Annotated in this window: 14 protein-coding genes; 6 read left to right on the top strand and 8 right to left on the bottom strand. The window is 43.6% G+C overall.

Annotated elements, in window-relative coordinates; all coding sequences use genetic code 11:
- Positions 1-1,674, bottom strand: a complete 1,674-nt coding sequence (locus AABA11_RS07410; RefSeq protein ID WP_338266677.1) for a glutamine--tRNA ligase/YqeY domain fusion protein — start codon at positions 1,672-1,674, stop codon at positions 1-3.
- Between the two features lie 285 nt (positions 1,675-1,959).
- Here AABA11_RS07410 and queC point away from each other — a divergent pair, with 285 nt between their 5' ends.
- The 4 genes from queC to AABA11_RS07390 all read left to right on the top strand — a co-directional run bounded on the left by queC (position 1,960) and on the right by AABA11_RS07390 (position 4,757).
- Positions 1,960-2,619: a 7-cyano-7-deazaguanine synthase QueC gene (queC, locus tag AABA11_RS07405; protein ID WP_265727779.1), complete on the top strand. Its 660-nt coding sequence runs from the start codon at positions 1,960-1,962 to the stop codon at positions 2,617-2,619.
- Positions 2,620-2,786: 167 nt separating this feature from the next.
- Positions 2,787-3,437: a 7-carboxy-7-deazaguanine synthase gene (gene queE / locus AABA11_RS07400; protein WP_338266675.1), complete on the top strand. Its 651-nt coding sequence runs from the start codon at positions 2,787-2,789 to the stop codon at positions 3,435-3,437.
- Between the two features lie 40 nt (positions 3,438-3,477).
- Positions 3,478-3,981: a peptidylprolyl isomerase gene (locus AABA11_RS07395; protein WP_265727777.1), complete on the top strand. Its 504-nt coding sequence runs from the start codon at positions 3,478-3,480 to the stop codon at positions 3,979-3,981.
- Positions 3,981-4,757 carry a UDP-2,3-diacylglucosamine diphosphatase gene (locus tag AABA11_RS07390; protein ID WP_338266672.1) on the top strand — a complete coding sequence of 259 codons (777 nt, stop codon included), beginning with the start codon at positions 3,981-3,983 and terminating at the stop codon, positions 4,755-4,757. Before AABA11_RS07395 ends, AABA11_RS07390 begins: the two co-directional genes overlap by 1 nt.
- Before the next feature lie 62 nt (positions 4,758-4,819).
- Here AABA11_RS07390 and AABA11_RS07385 read toward each other — a convergent pair whose 3' ends face one another.
- Positions 4,820-5,134: a hypothetical protein gene (locus AABA11_RS07385; RefSeq protein ID WP_265727775.1), complete on the bottom strand. Its 315-nt coding sequence runs from the start codon at positions 5,132-5,134 to the stop codon at positions 4,820-4,822.
- Between the two features lie 92 nt (positions 5,135-5,226).
- On the bottom strand, positions 5,227-5,838 hold the full coding sequence (locus tag AABA11_RS07380) for a MiaE family protein (protein WP_338266671.1): 612 nt from the start codon (positions 5,836-5,838) through the stop codon (positions 5,227-5,229).
- 88 nt (positions 5,839-5,926) lie between these two features.
- Between AABA11_RS07380 and AABA11_RS07375 the strand changes: the two genes are divergently transcribed.
- Both AABA11_RS07375 and AABA11_RS07370 read left to right on the top strand, forming a co-directional pair.
- Positions 5,927-7,666, top strand: coding sequence for a formylglycine-generating enzyme family protein (locus AABA11_RS07375; protein ID WP_338266668.1), 1,740 nt, complete (start codon positions 5,927-5,929; stop codon positions 7,664-7,666).
- 387 nt (positions 7,667-8,053) lie between these two features.
- Positions 8,054-10,855 (top strand): bifunctional aconitate hydratase 2/2-methylisocitrate dehydratase, encoded by a 2,802-nt coding sequence (locus AABA11_RS07370; protein WP_265727771.1) that lies wholly within the window; start codon positions 8,054-8,056, stop codon positions 10,853-10,855.
- A gap of 169 nt (positions 10,856-11,024) precedes the next feature.
- Here AABA11_RS07370 and hpf read toward each other — a convergent pair whose 3' ends face one another.
- The 5 genes from hpf to leuC all read right to left on the bottom strand — a co-directional run bounded on the left by hpf (position 11,025) and on the right by leuC (position 16,286).
- Complete coding sequence (gene hpf, locus AABA11_RS07365) at positions 11,025-11,417, bottom strand: ribosome hibernation-promoting factor, HPF/YfiA family (protein WP_265727770.1); 393 nt, start codon at positions 11,415-11,417, stop codon at positions 11,025-11,027.
- A gap of 444 nt (positions 11,418-11,861) precedes the next feature.
- Entirely contained in the window at positions 11,862-12,980 is a 1,119-nt protein-coding gene (asd, locus tag AABA11_RS07360; protein WP_338266664.1) for an aspartate-semialdehyde dehydrogenase, read from the bottom strand.
- Positions 12,981-13,067: 87 nt separating this feature from the next.
- On the bottom strand, positions 13,068-14,153 hold the full coding sequence (gene leuB, locus AABA11_RS07355; RefSeq protein WP_338266661.1) for a 3-isopropylmalate dehydrogenase: 1,086 nt from the start codon (positions 14,151-14,153) through the stop codon (positions 13,068-13,070).
- Positions 14,154-14,198: 45 nt separating this feature from the next.
- Positions 14,199-14,849 carry a 3-isopropylmalate dehydratase small subunit gene (leuD, locus tag AABA11_RS07350; RefSeq protein WP_265727767.1) on the bottom strand — a complete coding sequence of 217 codons (651 nt, stop codon included), beginning with the start codon at positions 14,847-14,849 and terminating at the stop codon, positions 14,199-14,201.
- 9 nt (positions 14,850-14,858) lie between these two features.
- Positions 14,859-16,286 carry a 3-isopropylmalate dehydratase large subunit gene (gene leuC, locus AABA11_RS07345; protein WP_265727766.1) on the bottom strand — a complete coding sequence of 476 codons (1,428 nt, stop codon included), beginning with the start codon at positions 16,284-16,286 and terminating at the stop codon, positions 14,859-14,861.
- Between the last annotated feature and the right edge of the window lie 72 nt (positions 16,287-16,358).

Genomic DNA, 16,358 nt, shown 5'->3' with positions numbered 1-16,358 from the left:
TTAATTTCCTTTCGCTTCGATTTTCGCCCAAGAATCACGTAACGTCACAGTACGGTTAAATACCATACCGTCTTCTTTTAAATCGCGACAGAAGTAGCCTTCACGCTCAAACTGGAACCCTTGACCTTTATCAGAATTTACCAAAGAAGGCTCAACTTTGGCGTTAGTTAATACCGTCAAAGACTCTGGATTGATAAAATCCAAGAACGTTTTGTCTTCATAGTTAGCGTCTGGCGCTTCATTGACGAACAAACGATCATAAAGATTCACTGTCGCATCTACCGCGTGTTTCGCACTCACCCAATGGATAACGCCTTTTGGTTTGTAATCTTCTGGATTCACACCAAGCGTGTTTTCATCATAGCGACAAAGTAATTCGACTACTTCGCCCGCTTCGTTTTTGATCGCTTCATCACAAGTAATGACGTAACCGCCACGAAGACGAACCGCACCATTAAGTGTCAAACGCTTCCATTTACGCGGTGGCACTTCGGCAAAATCCGCAGCATCTATGTATAACTCTTTGCTAAACGGCACTTCACGAGTGCCCGCTTCTTCGTTTTTCGGATGATTGCTAACAGTGAAGATTTCTTCTTTGTCTGCTGGGTAGTTGGTCAAGGTCACCTTAATAGGATTTAGCACAACCATGACGCGATTTGCGCTCGCATCCAAATCTTCACGAATAGCATGTTCTAGCATACCAACATCCACTACACTGTCAGACTTGGTCACACCAATACGTTCACAGAAGTTACGGATGGACAAAGATGTATAACCACGACGACGCAAACCAGAAATCGTAGGCATCCGCGGGTCATCCCAACCATGGACATGTTTTTCATCCACTAACTGCTTCAATTTACGTTTACTTGTCACTGTGTAGTTTAAGTTCAAACGAGCAAATTCAATTTGCTGTGGATGAGCTGTTTTTAACGTTTCCAATACCCAATCATACAAAGGACGATGGTCTTGGAATTCCAATGTACATACAGAATGAGTAATGTTTTCCAATGCATCAGACAAACAATGAGTGAAGTCATACATTGGATATACACACCATTTATCGCCTGTTTGATGATGATGCACATGGCGAACACGGTAAATAATTGGATCACGCATGTTGATATTTGGGCTGGCCATATCAATTTTGGCACGCAAAACCACTTCACCGTCTTTGTACTTACCGTTTTTCATGTCCATGAAAATGGCCATATTTTCTTCAACGGTACGATCACGGAATGGGCTGTTCTTACCAGGTTCTTTTAATGTGCCACGGTATTCACGCATTTGCTCAGCATTCAGCTCACACGCATACGCTTTGCCAGCTTGGATAAGCTGCACCGCAAAATCAAACAGCTGATCAAAATAATCTGAAGCAAACTTTGGCTCATCTTTCCATTCAAAGCCCAACCACTCGACATCACGCTTGATGGATTCAATGTATTCAACACTTTCCTTCTCTGGGTTAGTGTCATCGAAACGTAGATTACATTGACCGTTGTAACGTTGTGCTAAGCCAAAATTAAGGCAGATGGATTTAGCATGACCGATGTGTAAATAGCCATTTGGTTCAGGTGGGAAGCGAGTAAGAACCTTACCGCCGTGCTTGCCTGATTCGTTATCTTTATCAATGATTTGGGTAATAAAATTACCTGGTTTAGACGTTTCTGACATGTTTGATGTAAGTCCCGATAAGTGTTGATCTAACAATATTGTTACTTTGACCGACAAGTATATAGTATTTCGGATTGCATGGGATATTGAGCAAAAAATCTTTTCGACCTTTTTGTGCTTTTTGACCAAAAATTTGCCCACAATTAAAAACAAAAACCTGATGCCACCAAGGATTAGATAGTTTGAATGATTGGCTGTCTGGTATACTCCGCAATTCACCAACTCTCGCCCTATGCTTACCGCTCAAATAACGGTTTACAGGGTTAATTGTGAGGAACAAAATAGATGTCTGAAAAAGCCGTTGTTGTGTATTCCGGTGGGATGGATTCATTTACCGTCTTGAATACCGCTATCCAAAATGGTCTTGAAGTGTTCGCCTTGTCCTTTAACTATGGACAAAAACACAGCAAAGAATTAGAAGTCGCTGCACAGGTATGTCGTGAATTAGGCATTTCCCATAAAGTTGTAGACATTACCGCGATCAATAGCCTAATGGCTAACTCGTCGCTTACAGGCGATGCCGAGATTCCTGAAGGACACTACGAAGACGACAACATGAAGTCTACCGTGGTGCCAAATCGCAACATGGTTTTGCTTTCGATGGCGATTGCTTATGCCGTTTCCCTAGAAGCTGGCAAGGTTTACTACGGTGCTCATTCAGGTGACCATCATATTTATCCCGATTGCCGTCCAGAATTTGTTGAAGCAATGAACGCCGTGTCCAAAATTGCCAACTATCAATCGGTTGAAATTGTCACACCATTTTTACATGTTTCAAAAGGTGAGATTTTAAAAGCCGGATTAGAGATGAATCTTAACTACGCCAATACATGGACTTGTTACAATGGCCGCGAAAGATCATGTGGCAAGTGTGGCGCTTGCTGTGAGCGTTTAGAAGCGTTTGCCGAGCAAGGCAAAACCGACCCTTTGGATTACGAAGCGTAACCAGGCAATTAAATATTTTTTCTGATTTTAGTGTGTTTGTTTTAGTGCTGATTGGCTTTTGTTCCACAAATGACCCATGTAGCCTTTAAATTATCAACTAAAGTTATAACCCTTACCTCGACTGTTTTTCGAGACGCTGCTTGTCAGCATGTAAATGGTGTAACCCAATGTATTCTATTAAAGAAGCTTTTTATTCACTACAAGGTGAAGGCGCTCATGCTGGACGCCCTGCACTATTTTGTCGTTTTACCGGCTGCAATTTATGGTCTGGTTTAGAAAAAGCACGCGCCAAATCCGAGTGCCAATTTTGTGATACTGATTTTATCGGCACAGATGGTCAACATGGTGGAAAATTCCAAACGGCCCAACAACTGCGCGCCCATATCGATGCACTTTGGCCTGCTGGCCAAGGACACAAATACGTTGTTTTTACTGGCGGCGAGCCTGCCCTTCAATTGGACAACGATGTCATCGCAGAAATGAAACAGCATGGATACACCATTGCGATAGAAACGAACGGCACAATGGCATTACCTCAAGGAATTGACTGGGTTTGTGTTAGCCCTAAAACAACCACACCATTAATTGTTAATAAAGGCCATGAGCTCAAACTGGTGTACCCACAAGCGCACCTTTCGCCAGCATTATTTGAGAGCCTAGATTTCCAGAACTTTTATTTGCAACCTATGGACCAAAGCCACTTATCCCCCGACCAAATTCCACTTATTGACACTCAACAAGCTACTTTGAACTATTGTTTATCGCATCCACGGTGGCGTCTTAGCTTACAAACACATAAAATGCTCAACATTGATTAGACAATCGACACTTCGCTATTAATTAAACAAGGAATCTTAAATGATCATTCTACACACCAACTACGGCGACATTCACGTTGAACTCGATTATGACAAAGCACCAAAGTCAGCAAAAAACTTTGAAGATTATGTAACATCCGGCTTTTACGACGGCGTTATTTTTCACCGTGTAATCAACGGCTTCATGGTTCAAGGCGGCGGTTTTGAGCCAGGCATGACACAAAAAGAATCCCGCACAGCGATCGAAAACGAAGCGGATAACGGCCTAAAGAATGAGATCGGTACATTGGCCATGGCTCGTACTATGGATCCTCACTCTGCCTCTGCTCAGTTCTTCATCAACGTTGCAGACAACAGCTTCCTAAACCACCGCAGCAAAACGCCAGACGGTTGGGGCTATGCAGTATTTGGTAAAGTCACTGCAGGAATGGACGTTGTGAACAAAATCAAAGAAGTGAAAACAACGATGAAGTCAGGACACCAAGACGTTCCTGCTGAAGACGTAATCATTGAAAGCGCTGAACTAGTAAAAAGCGAAGACTAATGCTTCGCTATTTTATTTCAGATCTGCACTTAAGCGACAAACGCCCGGATTTAATCCGGGCGTTTGTACAAATGAGCGAAGCACTTATTGCGCGAAATGAGGCATCTGAACTCTATATTTTAGGTGATTTCTATGAAGCGTGGATCGGCGACGATTATCACGCAGACTGGAATACTGAAATAGAGAATGCATTGCTAAATGTGTCTAAAGCTGGAATTGGACTGTTTTTTCTGCATGGCAATCGAGACTTTCTAATTGGCAAAACTTGGTTAGATCGCGTTGGTGCCACGCTCATTCAAGAGCAAACGACAATCGAGCTTGATGGCAAATCTGTGCTACTCACTCATGGTGATGAATACTGTTTAGAAGACACAGAATATCAAGCTTTTAGACAAACCGTTCGCTCGCCCGTTTGGCAGGAACACATTCTAACTTTGCCACTTGAGCAACGTATTGCGTTGGCTGCCCAACTTCGAAATGACAGCAAAACCATGGCATCCGAGAAATCTCTCTCCATTATGGATGTAACACCATCAGCCGTTGAGCATTCGCTAATTCAACACCGCTGCAACAGCGTGATTCATGGGCACACTCACCGCCCAGACCTTCATCAGGATAACTCTTATCTTAGGTGCGTTCTTGGAGACTGGGATGAGTTTGTTTGGCTAGCAAGCATTGAGAACAATGTCTACACTCAATACAAAGCCTCGGTTGACCGTTTCTCAAAGCAAGTACTGGCAGGACTGGAAGAAGTGCATAAAGTAGTGCTTACTTAAAAGCACTACATGGTACCTATCGATTTAGACAAAAACGCCAGCAACCGCTGGCATTTTTTGACTCATCGTTTTAATAACTCGCGAACCCACACAGTTTCATCTGCATTCCTCGACCGACTAAACTCAATATTGCGGTTATGCAGCATCGCAACAGCACGGAAAAAAGCATTGTTTACAATAACTGGACTCAATTGAATTGAATATTCATTCCACCAATGTTGCTGCGCTTTGCAGGTTAATAATTGATATAAAAAATCCAACTCCAATGAGCCTCGATACATGACATCCAAATCAACTATAGGGTCGACTTTTGCAATTTCTAATGCAAGCCAATAAGTGACATCTGGCAGGGTTTCACTTTTATGTATGCCCATCATATCCTCCAGAATTGCGAGTGAATATTATGAGTGTAGCACCCCGCTAAAAAGTCACCATTAACACAAAGCAGATGATTGTGGCATTTTGTAAATTACGCGCTGCTTGGTGGGCCACTGTGCATGCGAAATTCTTCATCTGGCTCTGTAATAAGCTTTTCTTCTAAGTCACGGAAAAAAGCCACACGATCCTCTATAGGTTCATTGGAATATTCTTTAGCAAGTTCAAGATAATCCTGAAAATGTCTTGCTTCGGATTTTAATAATGACACATAAAACTTCGACAACTCTTCGTCCAAATGCGGAGCCAAAGCGGCAAATCGTTCGCAAGAACGTGCCTCGACAAAAGCACCAATAATCATAGTATCGACCAAACGAGCAGGCTCATGGGTACGAATGTGCTTGCGCAAACCATCAGCGTAACGAGAAGCCGACAAATGATCGTACGCCACGTTGCGCTTTCGCATGATTTTATGAACTTGTTCAAAATGCAACAACTCTTCACGAGCCAAACGAGACATCTTATGCAGTAAATTATCGCGATCTACATAGCGATACATTAAGCTCATCGCAGTCGATGCCGCTTTCTTCTCACAGTGAGCATGATCATTTAAAAGCAATGTTTGATTCTCTATCGCCCAATTTACCCATGCTTCAGGAGATTCGCACGGAAGAAATTCAACAAGCTCTGGGTACGCAGATAACATTACTCTACCTTTTTATGTTAAAAAACGTGATTATACCTTGTATTAATTGCTTAGGCAGCAACGTCTTGATTTGGATATCAAATTCGTAATGAATGATTTTTATGAACCTCAAAAACTAAAGATTGGCCAACACGTTGGCGTCGAACTAGACCCTTATGTTTTGAATTACCCAATGGACAGCCAAAAAACCACTTGGGTAGCAGATCAAGGTGGTCGTCCTTTTGTGCTGCGCTTCTTCCAATCAAACAAAGGCAAAGTGGAAGATTTTCTGCAAAATGCAAGAAAATACGCCGCGGTAAAACACCCTGCTATTACACCTAACTACCCCCCTTTTTATTCCAACTTGTGGGTATTTTCTTGCTCGGCCGTATGCGGTGGCGAAAACCTCTATAGCTTTTTGGGTAAATATCCAGACGGTGCCCCACTTAATGTTGTGATCAGCCTTTTCGATAATATTGCCAAAGCATTGGATCAGGTACACAAAAACAGACTGTTCCATGGCCATTTAGACCTTAGTTCCATCCATGTCGTTAACGGCTTAGGCATTATGACAGGCTTTGGCTCTCACAATTGGATGAAACGAATTGAAGAAAGTGAAATGGACATTCGTTTGTTCCCTAGTGAGTATCTAAAAAAGGACCAACAACGTACTCCATCGTCTGATAAATTTGCCTTTATGCGATTGCTTATGGCGGCGTTACTAGGCGAATCCATTCTTGATAAAGACTTTGCAACGGGCCTTCCTGACACCCACCCATTATTAAGCGATGTGGCATGGGAGCGCATAGTAAAATGGAGCCGTGATAGTGAGCGTCATCGCCCTAAATCATTAGCCGAAGTGATCGGTATTATCCGAGCAAACTTATACAAACAAGAGCCTAATGAGAGCTCTGCCGCGAAACGCGCAGTCAAGCGCTATATTAGGACGCTAACACCTTTGACTATCGGCATTGGCTCAGCAATGGCTCTGGCATTGATGACTGCGGTCATTTTTTGGCCTGAGACACCGCCCCCTAAAGCGGCTATCGTTACACCAAAAATAGAGCCAAAACCCTCAAAAGCCGCTTCATTTGACGCCTTACCACAAATTTTAGAGGAGCCACTGAGCTCTGGTGGCACAGCACCCAAAATTGAAAAAATAGCCTCTTCTACTTTTATTATGGGCGACCAAACGCACGTAGGCGATGACAATGAAAAACCCGCTCATGAAGTTGACATACCAAACGGCTTTTACATTAGTAAGTACGAAGTAACCTTTGATCAGTATGACAAATTTGCTAAGGCCACCCATCGCGAATTACCCCCTGACAATGGCTGGGGGCGTGGCAAACGCCCAGTCATCAACATCAGTTGGTACGATGCGAAAGCATATACTGCATGGGTATCTGACGAAACCAACCAAGAGTACCGCCTACCTACTGAAATTGAATGGGAATACTCGGCAAGAGCAGATTCAGATACGGCATTTTGGTATGGCGATACTGTCAGAGCTGGCTACAGCGTATGCGACAGCTGTGGCAGCAAATGGGATGGAATTTCTTCTGCGCCAGTTGGCAGTCAAGCCAGTAATCCACTAGGCTTGTTTGATATGCACGGCAACGTTGCTGAATGGGTTGAAGATTGCTATCACGACACTTATGACGGCGCACCAACTAAAAACCAAGTATGGCTTGCAAACCAGTGCGATCATCGTGTGTTGCGAGGTGGTTCTTGGTTTGACATCCCTAGAGTTGGTCGAAGCTCGACACGATACCGCGCTCAACCTGACTTAAAAGCCAGTAATTGGGGGTTCAGAGTGGTTAGAGTCATTCAGCAATCAAATGAATAGGCTAAATCAGAATAATTCCGCTAAATGTCACCTATTCGAAATTGTTATGGTACACAGTAAGTCTTTAGCGCTTTTTTTCTATAAAATGTACCCATCAAAAAAGTAATACGCCGTTAGCGAAATGTATCGGATTGCATTCGCTAACCACAGAAAAGTAAGGTGGCCGTGCCTTAGGCATGCTGTAACAATACTGAAAAGCCAAGGCTTGAATATGATGTTGCATACGCCACCAGATGCAAAGTAAACGATCTGTATAAAAACCGCTATTCAAGGAACAAGACATTAAGGTATGGCGTTCTATTTTCTCTAGAGTGAATACCGTTGACCTGATCTTAGCCCTCACGTTTAGCATATAACATAATCGTAAATTATTATTCAGAGGTGCAAATGAGCTTATATTTAGAGTACTTACAAGAGATAGAGAATCGTAAAAGCCAAGGGTTGCATCCTAAACCTATCGATGGCGGTGATCTATTAACAGAAATCATTGCTCAAATTAAAGACACTGGGCACGAACACCGTAAAGACTCCCTTTCTTTTTTCATTTATAACACTTTACCGGGTACAACAAGTGCCGCAGGCGTAAAAGCAAAATTCTTGAAAGAGATCATTCTTGGTGAAGCCGTTGTTGAAGAAATTACACCAACGTTCGCACTAGAACTTTTGTCTCACATGAAAGGCGGCCCATCTGTTAAAGTATTAATCGATCTTGCCTTATCTGATGATGCTTCTGTAGCCGTTGCCGCAGCCGACGTACTTAAAACGCAAGTATTCCTATACGAAGCGGATATGGAACGTCTTGGTGATGCTTTCAAAGCGGGCAACACCGTCGCCAAAGACATTCTAGAAAGTTACGCTAAAGCCGAGTTCTTTACCAAACTTCCTGACATTGACGAAAAAATTGATGTGGTTACCTACATCGCCGCTGAAGGTGATATTTCAACCGACTTATTGTCTCCTGGTAACCAAGCGCACTCTCGTTCTGACCGTGAACTTCACGGTAAGTGCATGATTTCTCCAGAAGCTCAACAAGAAATCAAAGACCTACAAGCTAAACACCCGAATGCTAAAGTTATGCTTATCGCAGAAAAAGGCACCATGGGCGTTGGTTCTTCACGTATGTCTGGCGTAAACAACGTCGCTCTTTGGGCAGGTCAACAAGCAAGCCCATACATCCCATTTGTTAACTTTGCCCCTGTAGTAGCAGGCACAAATGGCATTTCTCCAATTTTCATGACCACTGTTGGTGTAACTGGCGGTATCGGTCTAGATTTGAAAAACTGGGTTAAGAAACTAGACGAAGCTGGCAACCCTGTTCGTGACGCTAACGGCGACACGGTTCTTGAACAAGCTTACTCTGTTGAAACTGGTACGATTCTGACGATCAACACAAAAGAAAAGAAACTGTATAACGGTGATAAAGTTCTTGTTGATGTCTCTTCTGCCTTTACTCCTCAGCAAGTAGAGTTCATGAAAGCAGGCAGCTCTTACGCAGTGGTTTTCGGTAAGAAACTACAAACATTCGCCGCGGAAACACTGGGCATTCCAATGCCAACTGTTTTTGCTCCTGCGAAAGAAATTTCAAACGATGATCAAGGCTTAACCGCTGTTGAGAAAATTTTCAACAAGAACGCCGTTGGTGTTAATTCCAAGAAAGCCCTTCATGCTGGTTCCGACGTTCGCGTTAAAGTGAACATTGTAGGTTCGCAAGACACTACCGGCTTGATGACGTCTCAAGAATTGGAATCGATGGCGGCTACCGTTATCTCCCCAAGTGTTGACGGTGCATACCAATCTGGTTGTCACACAGCCTCTGTTTGGGACTCTAAAGCACAAGCAAACATTCCAAAATTGATGTCTTTCATGAATCAGTTTGGTTTGATCACGGCTCGTGACCCTAAAGGCGTTTACCCACCAATGACAGACGTTATTCACAAAGTATTGAATGACATTACTGTGGATGACACAGCGATCATCATCGGTGGTGACTCTCACACACGTATGTCCAAAGGTGTAGCGTTTGGTGCCGACTCAGGTACAGTTGCGTTGGCATTAGCAACAGGTGAGGCAACTATGCCAATTCCTGAGTCTGTAAAAGTTACCTTTAAAGGCGAAATGAAGAGCTACATGGATTTCCGTGATGTGGTTCATTCTACTCAGGCTCAAATGCTAAAACAGTTTGGCGGCGAAAACGTTTTCCAAGGCCGTGTCATTGAAGTACACATCGGCACGCTGATGGCTGACCAAGCGTTCACATTCACTGACTGGACTGCAGAAATGAAAGCAAAAGCTTCCATCTGTATTTCTCAGGATGAAACACTTATTCAGTCTCTTGAGTTGGCGAAAAAGCGTATCCAAATCATGATTGACAAAGGAATGGAGAACGCAGCACAAACGCTTCACGGCCTTATCAAACTTGCTGACAAGCGCATTGCTGGCATTCAATCTGGCGAGCAACCAGCACTTGCTCCAGACAACAATGCTAAATACTACGCGGAAGTGGTTGTTGACCTTGATGAAATCAACGAGCCAATGATTGCTGACCCAGATGTAAACAATGAAGATGTATCTAAGCGTTACACGCACGACGTTATTCGTCAGGTGTCTTTCTACAAAGACAAGCCTGTTGACTTAGGATTTGTTGGCTCTTGTATGGTGCACAAAGGCGACATGCAAATCATTGCGTCTATGCTACGCAATCTAGAAGCACAAAACGGCAGCGTTGAATTTAAAGCCCCTCTTGTTGTTGCGCCACCAACTTACAACATTGTTGATGAGTTAAAAGCCGACGGCGACTGGGATATTTTGAAGAAATACGCAGGTTTTGAGTTCGATGACACAAACCCTAAAGGCGTAGCACGCACAAAATACGAAAATATTTTGTATTTGGAACGCCCTGGTTGCAACTTGTGCATGGGTAACCAAGAGAAAGCAGAGCCTGGTGATACAGTAATCGCAACGTCTACTCGCCTATTCCAAGGCCGTGTTGTTGCAGACTCCTCTGAGAAGAAAGGTGAATCTTTACTGGGTTCAACGCCATTGGTTGTCTTGTCTACCGTTTTGGGACGCTTCCCAACATTGGAAGAGTACAAAGCAGCGGTTGCAGGCATTAACCTGACTGACTTTGCGCCACCATTAGAAGCAATGACAACAGCGCCAGTAGAATTCATCCCTGCTACTAATATTTAATCAACTTTCGATTAAATAGTACTTTTGCTAAAAAGCGACACTCGCTGAGTGTCGCTTTTTTTATGCCTACATTTGGCGTATGAGGCTTAGGGCTGAGGAAATAGATTTAGTCAAAATAAAGGCACAAAAAAGCCCCGCAATGCGAGGCTTCTCCTAAAAGGTTGATAAACTAAATAACTTCTCGTTCTACCAGCTCATCAAATTCGGCTTGCAATTGACGCTCTATAGGACTCTCTACATCCTGAGCATTAATATGGTGCTGACGACCAGCGTGTTTTGCTTTGTGCTTTATCAACTGCTTTTCTAATTTCCCAACTAAAAGATCAAGGGCTGGCTTTAGTTGCTTGTCTGTCTTAACCGTTGCAAAAAGATCATGACCAGGAATATGAACACTGGCTTCTACAATTAATTCATGAATCTCATGCTTCTCTGTGTTTAGTATCACTTTAATGGTCGTTATTTGGTTATTAATACGCGCCAAGTGATCCATTTTTTCTTTTACTACTTCTTGAACTTCTTCACCAGATTGGACGTGGTGACCGCTAATATTCAATGTATACATAGAGAATTTCCTTCTGTTTTGGTCAGGTGTTTTATTAACGTACTTTTTATTCCTCCTCTTCTGCCCTTACCTATAATCTATGGATGAAGTGATCTAATTTCAATGCCTGTAATGTAAAAACTTGTTCAAGATCATGAACAAACAAAAACACCGAAGAAAGCCACTTATACCCCTTAAACACTTTATATATCAATACCATACCACTTTAAAAGAGCAAAGCATTCAATCGCTCTTTCATTAAAATAAATATTTTTTACACCTATAGCAAGCTTTAGTTTTAACCGCGAAGTGATCTTATTCAATCAGTCGCTAGGTAAGTGTAGCAGCCAAAAAACAAATGAGAGAAGAATTGCACCTGCCATATAGCGGAACATTAAAAATCAGCAAAAAAAAAACGCCAGTCGGTTAAGACTGGCGTTTCGGTTAGCCTAGAAAAATACGCGACTAGTCGTTTAGCAAAATCCGTAACATACGACGTAGAGGCTCTGCAGCGCCCCACAACAACTGGTCACCAACAGAGAAAGCACTAATGTACTCAGGTCCCATATTCAGCTTACGAATACGACCAACTGGAATAGTCAATGTTCCAGTGGCAGCCGTAGGAGTTAAACGCTCCATAGTCGCTTGCTTATCATTAGGAACCACACTCACCCAATCATTATGCTCTGCAAGCATTCCTTCGATATCCGCAACAGGGATGTCTTTGTTTAGCTTGATCGTGTAAGCCTGACTATGACAACGCATCGCACCGATACGAACACATAGACCATCTACAGGAATAGGTTTCCCGTCGATACCTAAGATCTTGTTACACTCAGCCTGTGCTTTCCACTCTTCACGGCTCTGGCCGTTATCAAGCTGACTATCAATGTAAGGGATCAAAGAGCCCGCTAGCGGAACACCAAACTGATCCGTCGGCAAATTACCAGAGCGCATTGTCTCTGCCACTTTACGATCAATTTCAAGAATCGCACTAGCAGGATCAGCAAGCTCAGAAGCAACAGAACCTTGCAACATGCCCATTTGATTAATCAATTCACGCATGTGGCGCGCACCACCACCAGAAGCGGCTTGGTAAGTCATAGAAGTCATCCACTCGATATGGCCCTTCTCAAACAACCCACCTAGCGCCAATAGCATCAAGCTAACCGTACAGTTACCACCCACAAAAGTTTTAACGCCGCTATTCAAACCTTGCTTGATAACGTTTAAGTTCACTGGATCAAGCACAATAATTGCGTCTTTTTCCATGCGAAGTGATGACGCCGCATCAATCCAGTAACCTTTCCAACCAGCATTGCGCAACTGTGGGTAAATAGCCTTGGTGTAATCCCCGCCTTGACAGGTAATAATAATATCCATTTTCTTCAATGCTTCGATGTCGCTGGCATCTTGAAGCAATGGAATATCTTTACCAATTTCTGGACCTTTCTGCCCCGTTTGAGATGTCGTGAAAAAAACAGGATCAATATGATCAAAGTCTTTTTCTTCCATCATGCGTTGCATCAACACGGAACCGACCATTCCGCGCCATCCGACTAAACCTACAGTGTGTTTTGACATGGTTAACGTTACCTTTTTTTGTGGGGCCACTCATACCAAGAGCAGTATCCCTAATGAATACCCAATATCGTTATGATATTAAGCTTTTTAATGCTGCGCTGTTAACGCGTTAAGTACGGCATCGCCCATGGCTTGCGTACTAACAGTTTCGCACCCTTCTGATGCAATATCTGCCGTTCTAAGACCTAGATCTAGAACCTTGCTTACCGCTGCTTCAATAGCATCGGCGGCTTCTTTTGCGTCTAAAGAATAACGCAACATCATAGCAACTGACAAAATTGTCGCCAATGGGTTAGCGATTCCTTTGCCTGCAATGTCTGGCGCAGAGCCGTGACATGGCTCATACATACCGCGACCTTCCGCATCAAGAGAAGCAGAAGGTAGCATACCAATAGAACCTGTCAACATCGCAGCCGCATCAGAAAGGATATCACCAAACATATTGCCAGTAACCATTACATCAAACTGTTTTGGCGCTCGAACAAGCTGCATAGCAGCATTATCGACTAGCATATGAGTCAATTCGACGTCTGGATACTCTTTCGCTACTTCTTCCATGACTTCTTTCCAAAGTACCGTCACTTCTAGCACGTTGGATTTATCAATAGAACAAACACGCTTACCACGCTGACGAGCCGCTTCGAAAGCAGAACGACCGATACGACGAATTTCTGATTCGCTGTAGACATAGGTATTGAAGCCTTCACGTTCGCCATTTTCTAACGTACGAATCCCACGAGGCTGACCAAAATAAATACCACCCGTTAGCTCACGAACAATCAGAATATCCAAACCTGCAACGATTTCTGGCTTCAAGCTAGACGCATCAGCTAGCTGTGGGTATAGAATCGCAGGACGAAGATTCGAAAATAGCTCTAGGTTAGAACGCAAACCAAGTAAGCCTTTTTCAGGGCGAACTGACATGTCTAACTTATCCCACTTAGGGCCACCAACCGCACCAAGCAAAATAGCATCAGCCGCTTTCGCCTTTGTTAATGTAGCTTCTGGCAACGGAGAGCCAGTCTCATCGTAAGCAGAGCCACCGACTAAAGCGCTTTCATGCTGAATATTCAAGGAAAACTGCTCATTCACTGCATCCAATACTCGAACCGCTTGCGCTACGATTTCTGGACCAATACCGTCGCCCGGCAATACCAATACATTCTTAGTCATGTTAAACCCTTTAAAAATCTGTCTTCTAATATGTTGTTTTGAAAACTATTGACCGCGTGGCAAGAAAAGCCACGGCGCATCATTCATGCGTTTTTCTTCGTAACGACGGATCGCGGCATCTTGCTGTAACGTTAAGCCGATATCGTCTAAACCATTCAACAAACAATGTTTACGGAAATTATCGACATTAAATTCGAATGTCGCACCAGAAGGCGAAGTGACGGTTTGGTTTTCAAGGTCAACAATCACTTGAGCGCCTTCACGTAATGCCACTTCCGCAAACAATTGATCCACTTCTTCGGCTTGTAATACGATAGGCAACAAGCCATTTTTGAAACAGTTGTTGTAAAAAATATCCGCAAAGCTGGGCGCAATAATGGAACGGAAACCATAATCATCTAATGCCCAAGGCGCGTGTTCACGGCTAGAACCACAACCAAAGTTCTGACGTGCCAACAATACACTCGCACCTTTGTAACGATCTTGGTTTAACACAAAATCCTTACGAATAGGACGACCATCGCATTCTTGGTCTGGCTGTCCTTCGTCTTCATAACGAAGTTCATCAAATAAATTCTTACCAAAACCAGTGCGCTTGATGGATTTCAAGAACTGTTTTGGAATGATCATATCAGTATCAACGTTCGCCAAATCCAAAGGAGCGGCTAGACCTGTATGTTTAGTAAAAGGACGCATACTGTTCTCCTAGTGTTTAACAAACTCATTAACATCAACAAAATGGCCAGCAATCGCTGCCGCCGCGGCCATTGCAGGACTAACCAAATGCGTACGACCACCAAAGCCTTGACGACCTTCAAAGTTACGGTTGGACGTAGACGCACAATGTTCGCCAGCACCTAGTTTGTCAGCGTTCATTGCCAAACACATAGAACAACCCGGCTCACGCCATTCTAATCCAGCGGCTTCGAAAATTTCATGCAAGCCTTCTTTTTCCGCTTGCGCTTTTACCAAACCAGAGCCAGGCACAACAATCGCTTGCTTAAGTGTAGAAGCAACTTTACGGCCTTTAACAACTTCAGCGGCAATACGTAAATCTTCAATACGAGAGTTTGTACAAGAACCAATGAAAACACGATCTAGAACCACATCAGACAACATAGTTTTGCCTTCTAGACCCATGTATTTCCAAGCACGCGCGTAGCCTTCTTTTTTCACTGGGTCTTTCTGATCTTCCGCACGAGGAATTGGTTCATCAATGGCAATAACCATTTCTGGAGAAGTTCCCCACGTGACTTGTGGCTTAATGTCTTCCGCTTTGATCACAACCACTTCGTCAAATTGCGCGTCTTTGTCAGAAACAAGGTCTTTCCAAGCCTCTACCGCCATATCCCAATGAGCCCCTTTTGGTGCATAAGGACGACCTTTAACGTATTCGACAGTCGTATCATCTACCGCAATCAAACCAACGCGCGCGCCGGCTTCAATGGCCATGTTACAAACGGTCATACGACCTTCCATCGACAAAGATTGAATACCTGTTCCGCCAAATTCAATCGCAAAGCCTGTTCCGCCGGCGGTTCCGATCGCACCGATAATAGCTAACACAACGTCTTTCGCCGAAACCCAAGGTGATAATTCACCATCCACGCGAACCAACATGTTACGGCTTTTCTTCTGCACCAAACACTGAGTCGCTAAAACGTGCTCAACTTCAGAGGTACCGATACCATGTGCTAAAGCACCAAACGCACCGTGCGTGGATGTATGTGAATCGCCACACACAACCGTCATGCCTGGAAGCGTTGCACCCTGCTCTGGCCCAACAACGTGCACGATTCCTTGGCGAATGTCTTTCATGTTGAATTCAGTGATACCGAATTCATTGCAGTTATCGTCCAAAGTCGTTACTTGGATCTTAGAAACTGGGTCTTCAATACCATCAACACCCGAAATTCGCTCTTTCTTAGTTGTCGGTACGTTATGGTCTGGTGTTGCCAAGCTTGAAGACACACGCCAAGGCTTACGCCCAGCCAATCGAAGACCTTCAAAAGCCTGTGGTGATGTCACTTCATGAAGCAGCTGTAAATCGATATAAATCAAAGCGCTGCCGTCATCTCGTTGCTGAACAAGGTGGCTATCCCACAGCTTGTCGTAAAGGGTTTTCGCTGACATAAGTTCTCTCCTCAGAAATCTATTGCGCTATCCTAAAACTTTGACTTAAATTACTCAAATTCATATTTTTCA

Origin of the sequence: Marinomonas pontica, from assembly GCF_036322735.1 — a bacterium.
Lineage (GTDB): Bacteria > Pseudomonadota > Gammaproteobacteria > Pseudomonadales > Marinomonadaceae > Marinomonas > Marinomonas pontica.
This window is presented reverse-complemented; position numbering and strand designations above follow the sequence as displayed.

What these genes read in the sequence shown, in the direction of transcription:
- AABA11_RS07410 (WP_338266677.1), bottom strand. Translation starts at nt 1,674, where the DNA reads ATGTCAGAAACGTCTAAACCAGGTAATTTTATTACCCAAATCATTGAT.
- queC (WP_265727779.1), top strand. Translation starts at nt 1,960, where the DNA reads ATGTCTGAAAAAGCCGTTGTTGTGTATTCCGGTGGGATGGATTCATTT.
- queE (WP_338266675.1), top strand. Translation starts at nt 2,787, where the DNA reads ATGTATTCTATTAAAGAAGCTTTTTATTCACTACAAGGTGAAGGCGCT.
- AABA11_RS07395 (WP_265727777.1), top strand. Translation starts at nt 3,478, where the DNA reads ATGATCATTCTACACACCAACTACGGCGACATTCACGTTGAACTCGAT.
- AABA11_RS07390 (WP_338266672.1), top strand. Translation starts at nt 3,981, where the DNA reads ATGCTTCGCTATTTTATTTCAGATCTGCACTTAAGCGACAAACGCCCG.
- AABA11_RS07385 (WP_265727775.1), bottom strand. Translation starts at nt 5,134, where the DNA reads ATGATGGGCATACATAAAAGTGAAACCCTGCCAGATGTCACTTATTGG.
- AABA11_RS07380 (WP_338266671.1), bottom strand. Translation starts at nt 5,838, where the DNA reads ATGTTATCTGCGTACCCAGAGCTTGTTGAATTTCTTCCGTGCGAATCT.
- AABA11_RS07375 (WP_338266668.1), top strand. Translation starts at nt 5,927, where the DNA reads ATGAATGATTTTTATGAACCTCAAAAACTAAAGATTGGCCAACACGTT.
- AABA11_RS07370 (WP_265727771.1), top strand. Translation starts at nt 8,054, where the DNA reads ATGAGCTTATATTTAGAGTACTTACAAGAGATAGAGAATCGTAAAAGC.
- hpf (WP_265727770.1), bottom strand. Translation starts at nt 11,417, where the DNA reads ATGTATACATTGAATATTAGCGGTCACCACGTCCAATCTGGTGAAGAA.
- asd (WP_338266664.1), bottom strand. Translation starts at nt 12,980, where the DNA reads ATGTCAAAACACACTGTAGGTTTAGTCGGATGGCGCGGAATGGTCGGT.
- leuB (WP_338266661.1), bottom strand. Translation starts at nt 14,153, where the DNA reads ATGACTAAGAATGTATTGGTATTGCCGGGCGACGGTATTGGTCCAGAA.
- leuD (WP_265727767.1), bottom strand. Translation starts at nt 14,849, where the DNA reads ATGCGTCCTTTTACTAAACATACAGGTCTAGCCGCTCCTTTGGATTTG.
- leuC (WP_265727766.1), bottom strand. Translation starts at nt 16,286, where the DNA reads ATGTCAGCGAAAACCCTTTACGACAAGCTGTGGGATAGCCACCTTGTT.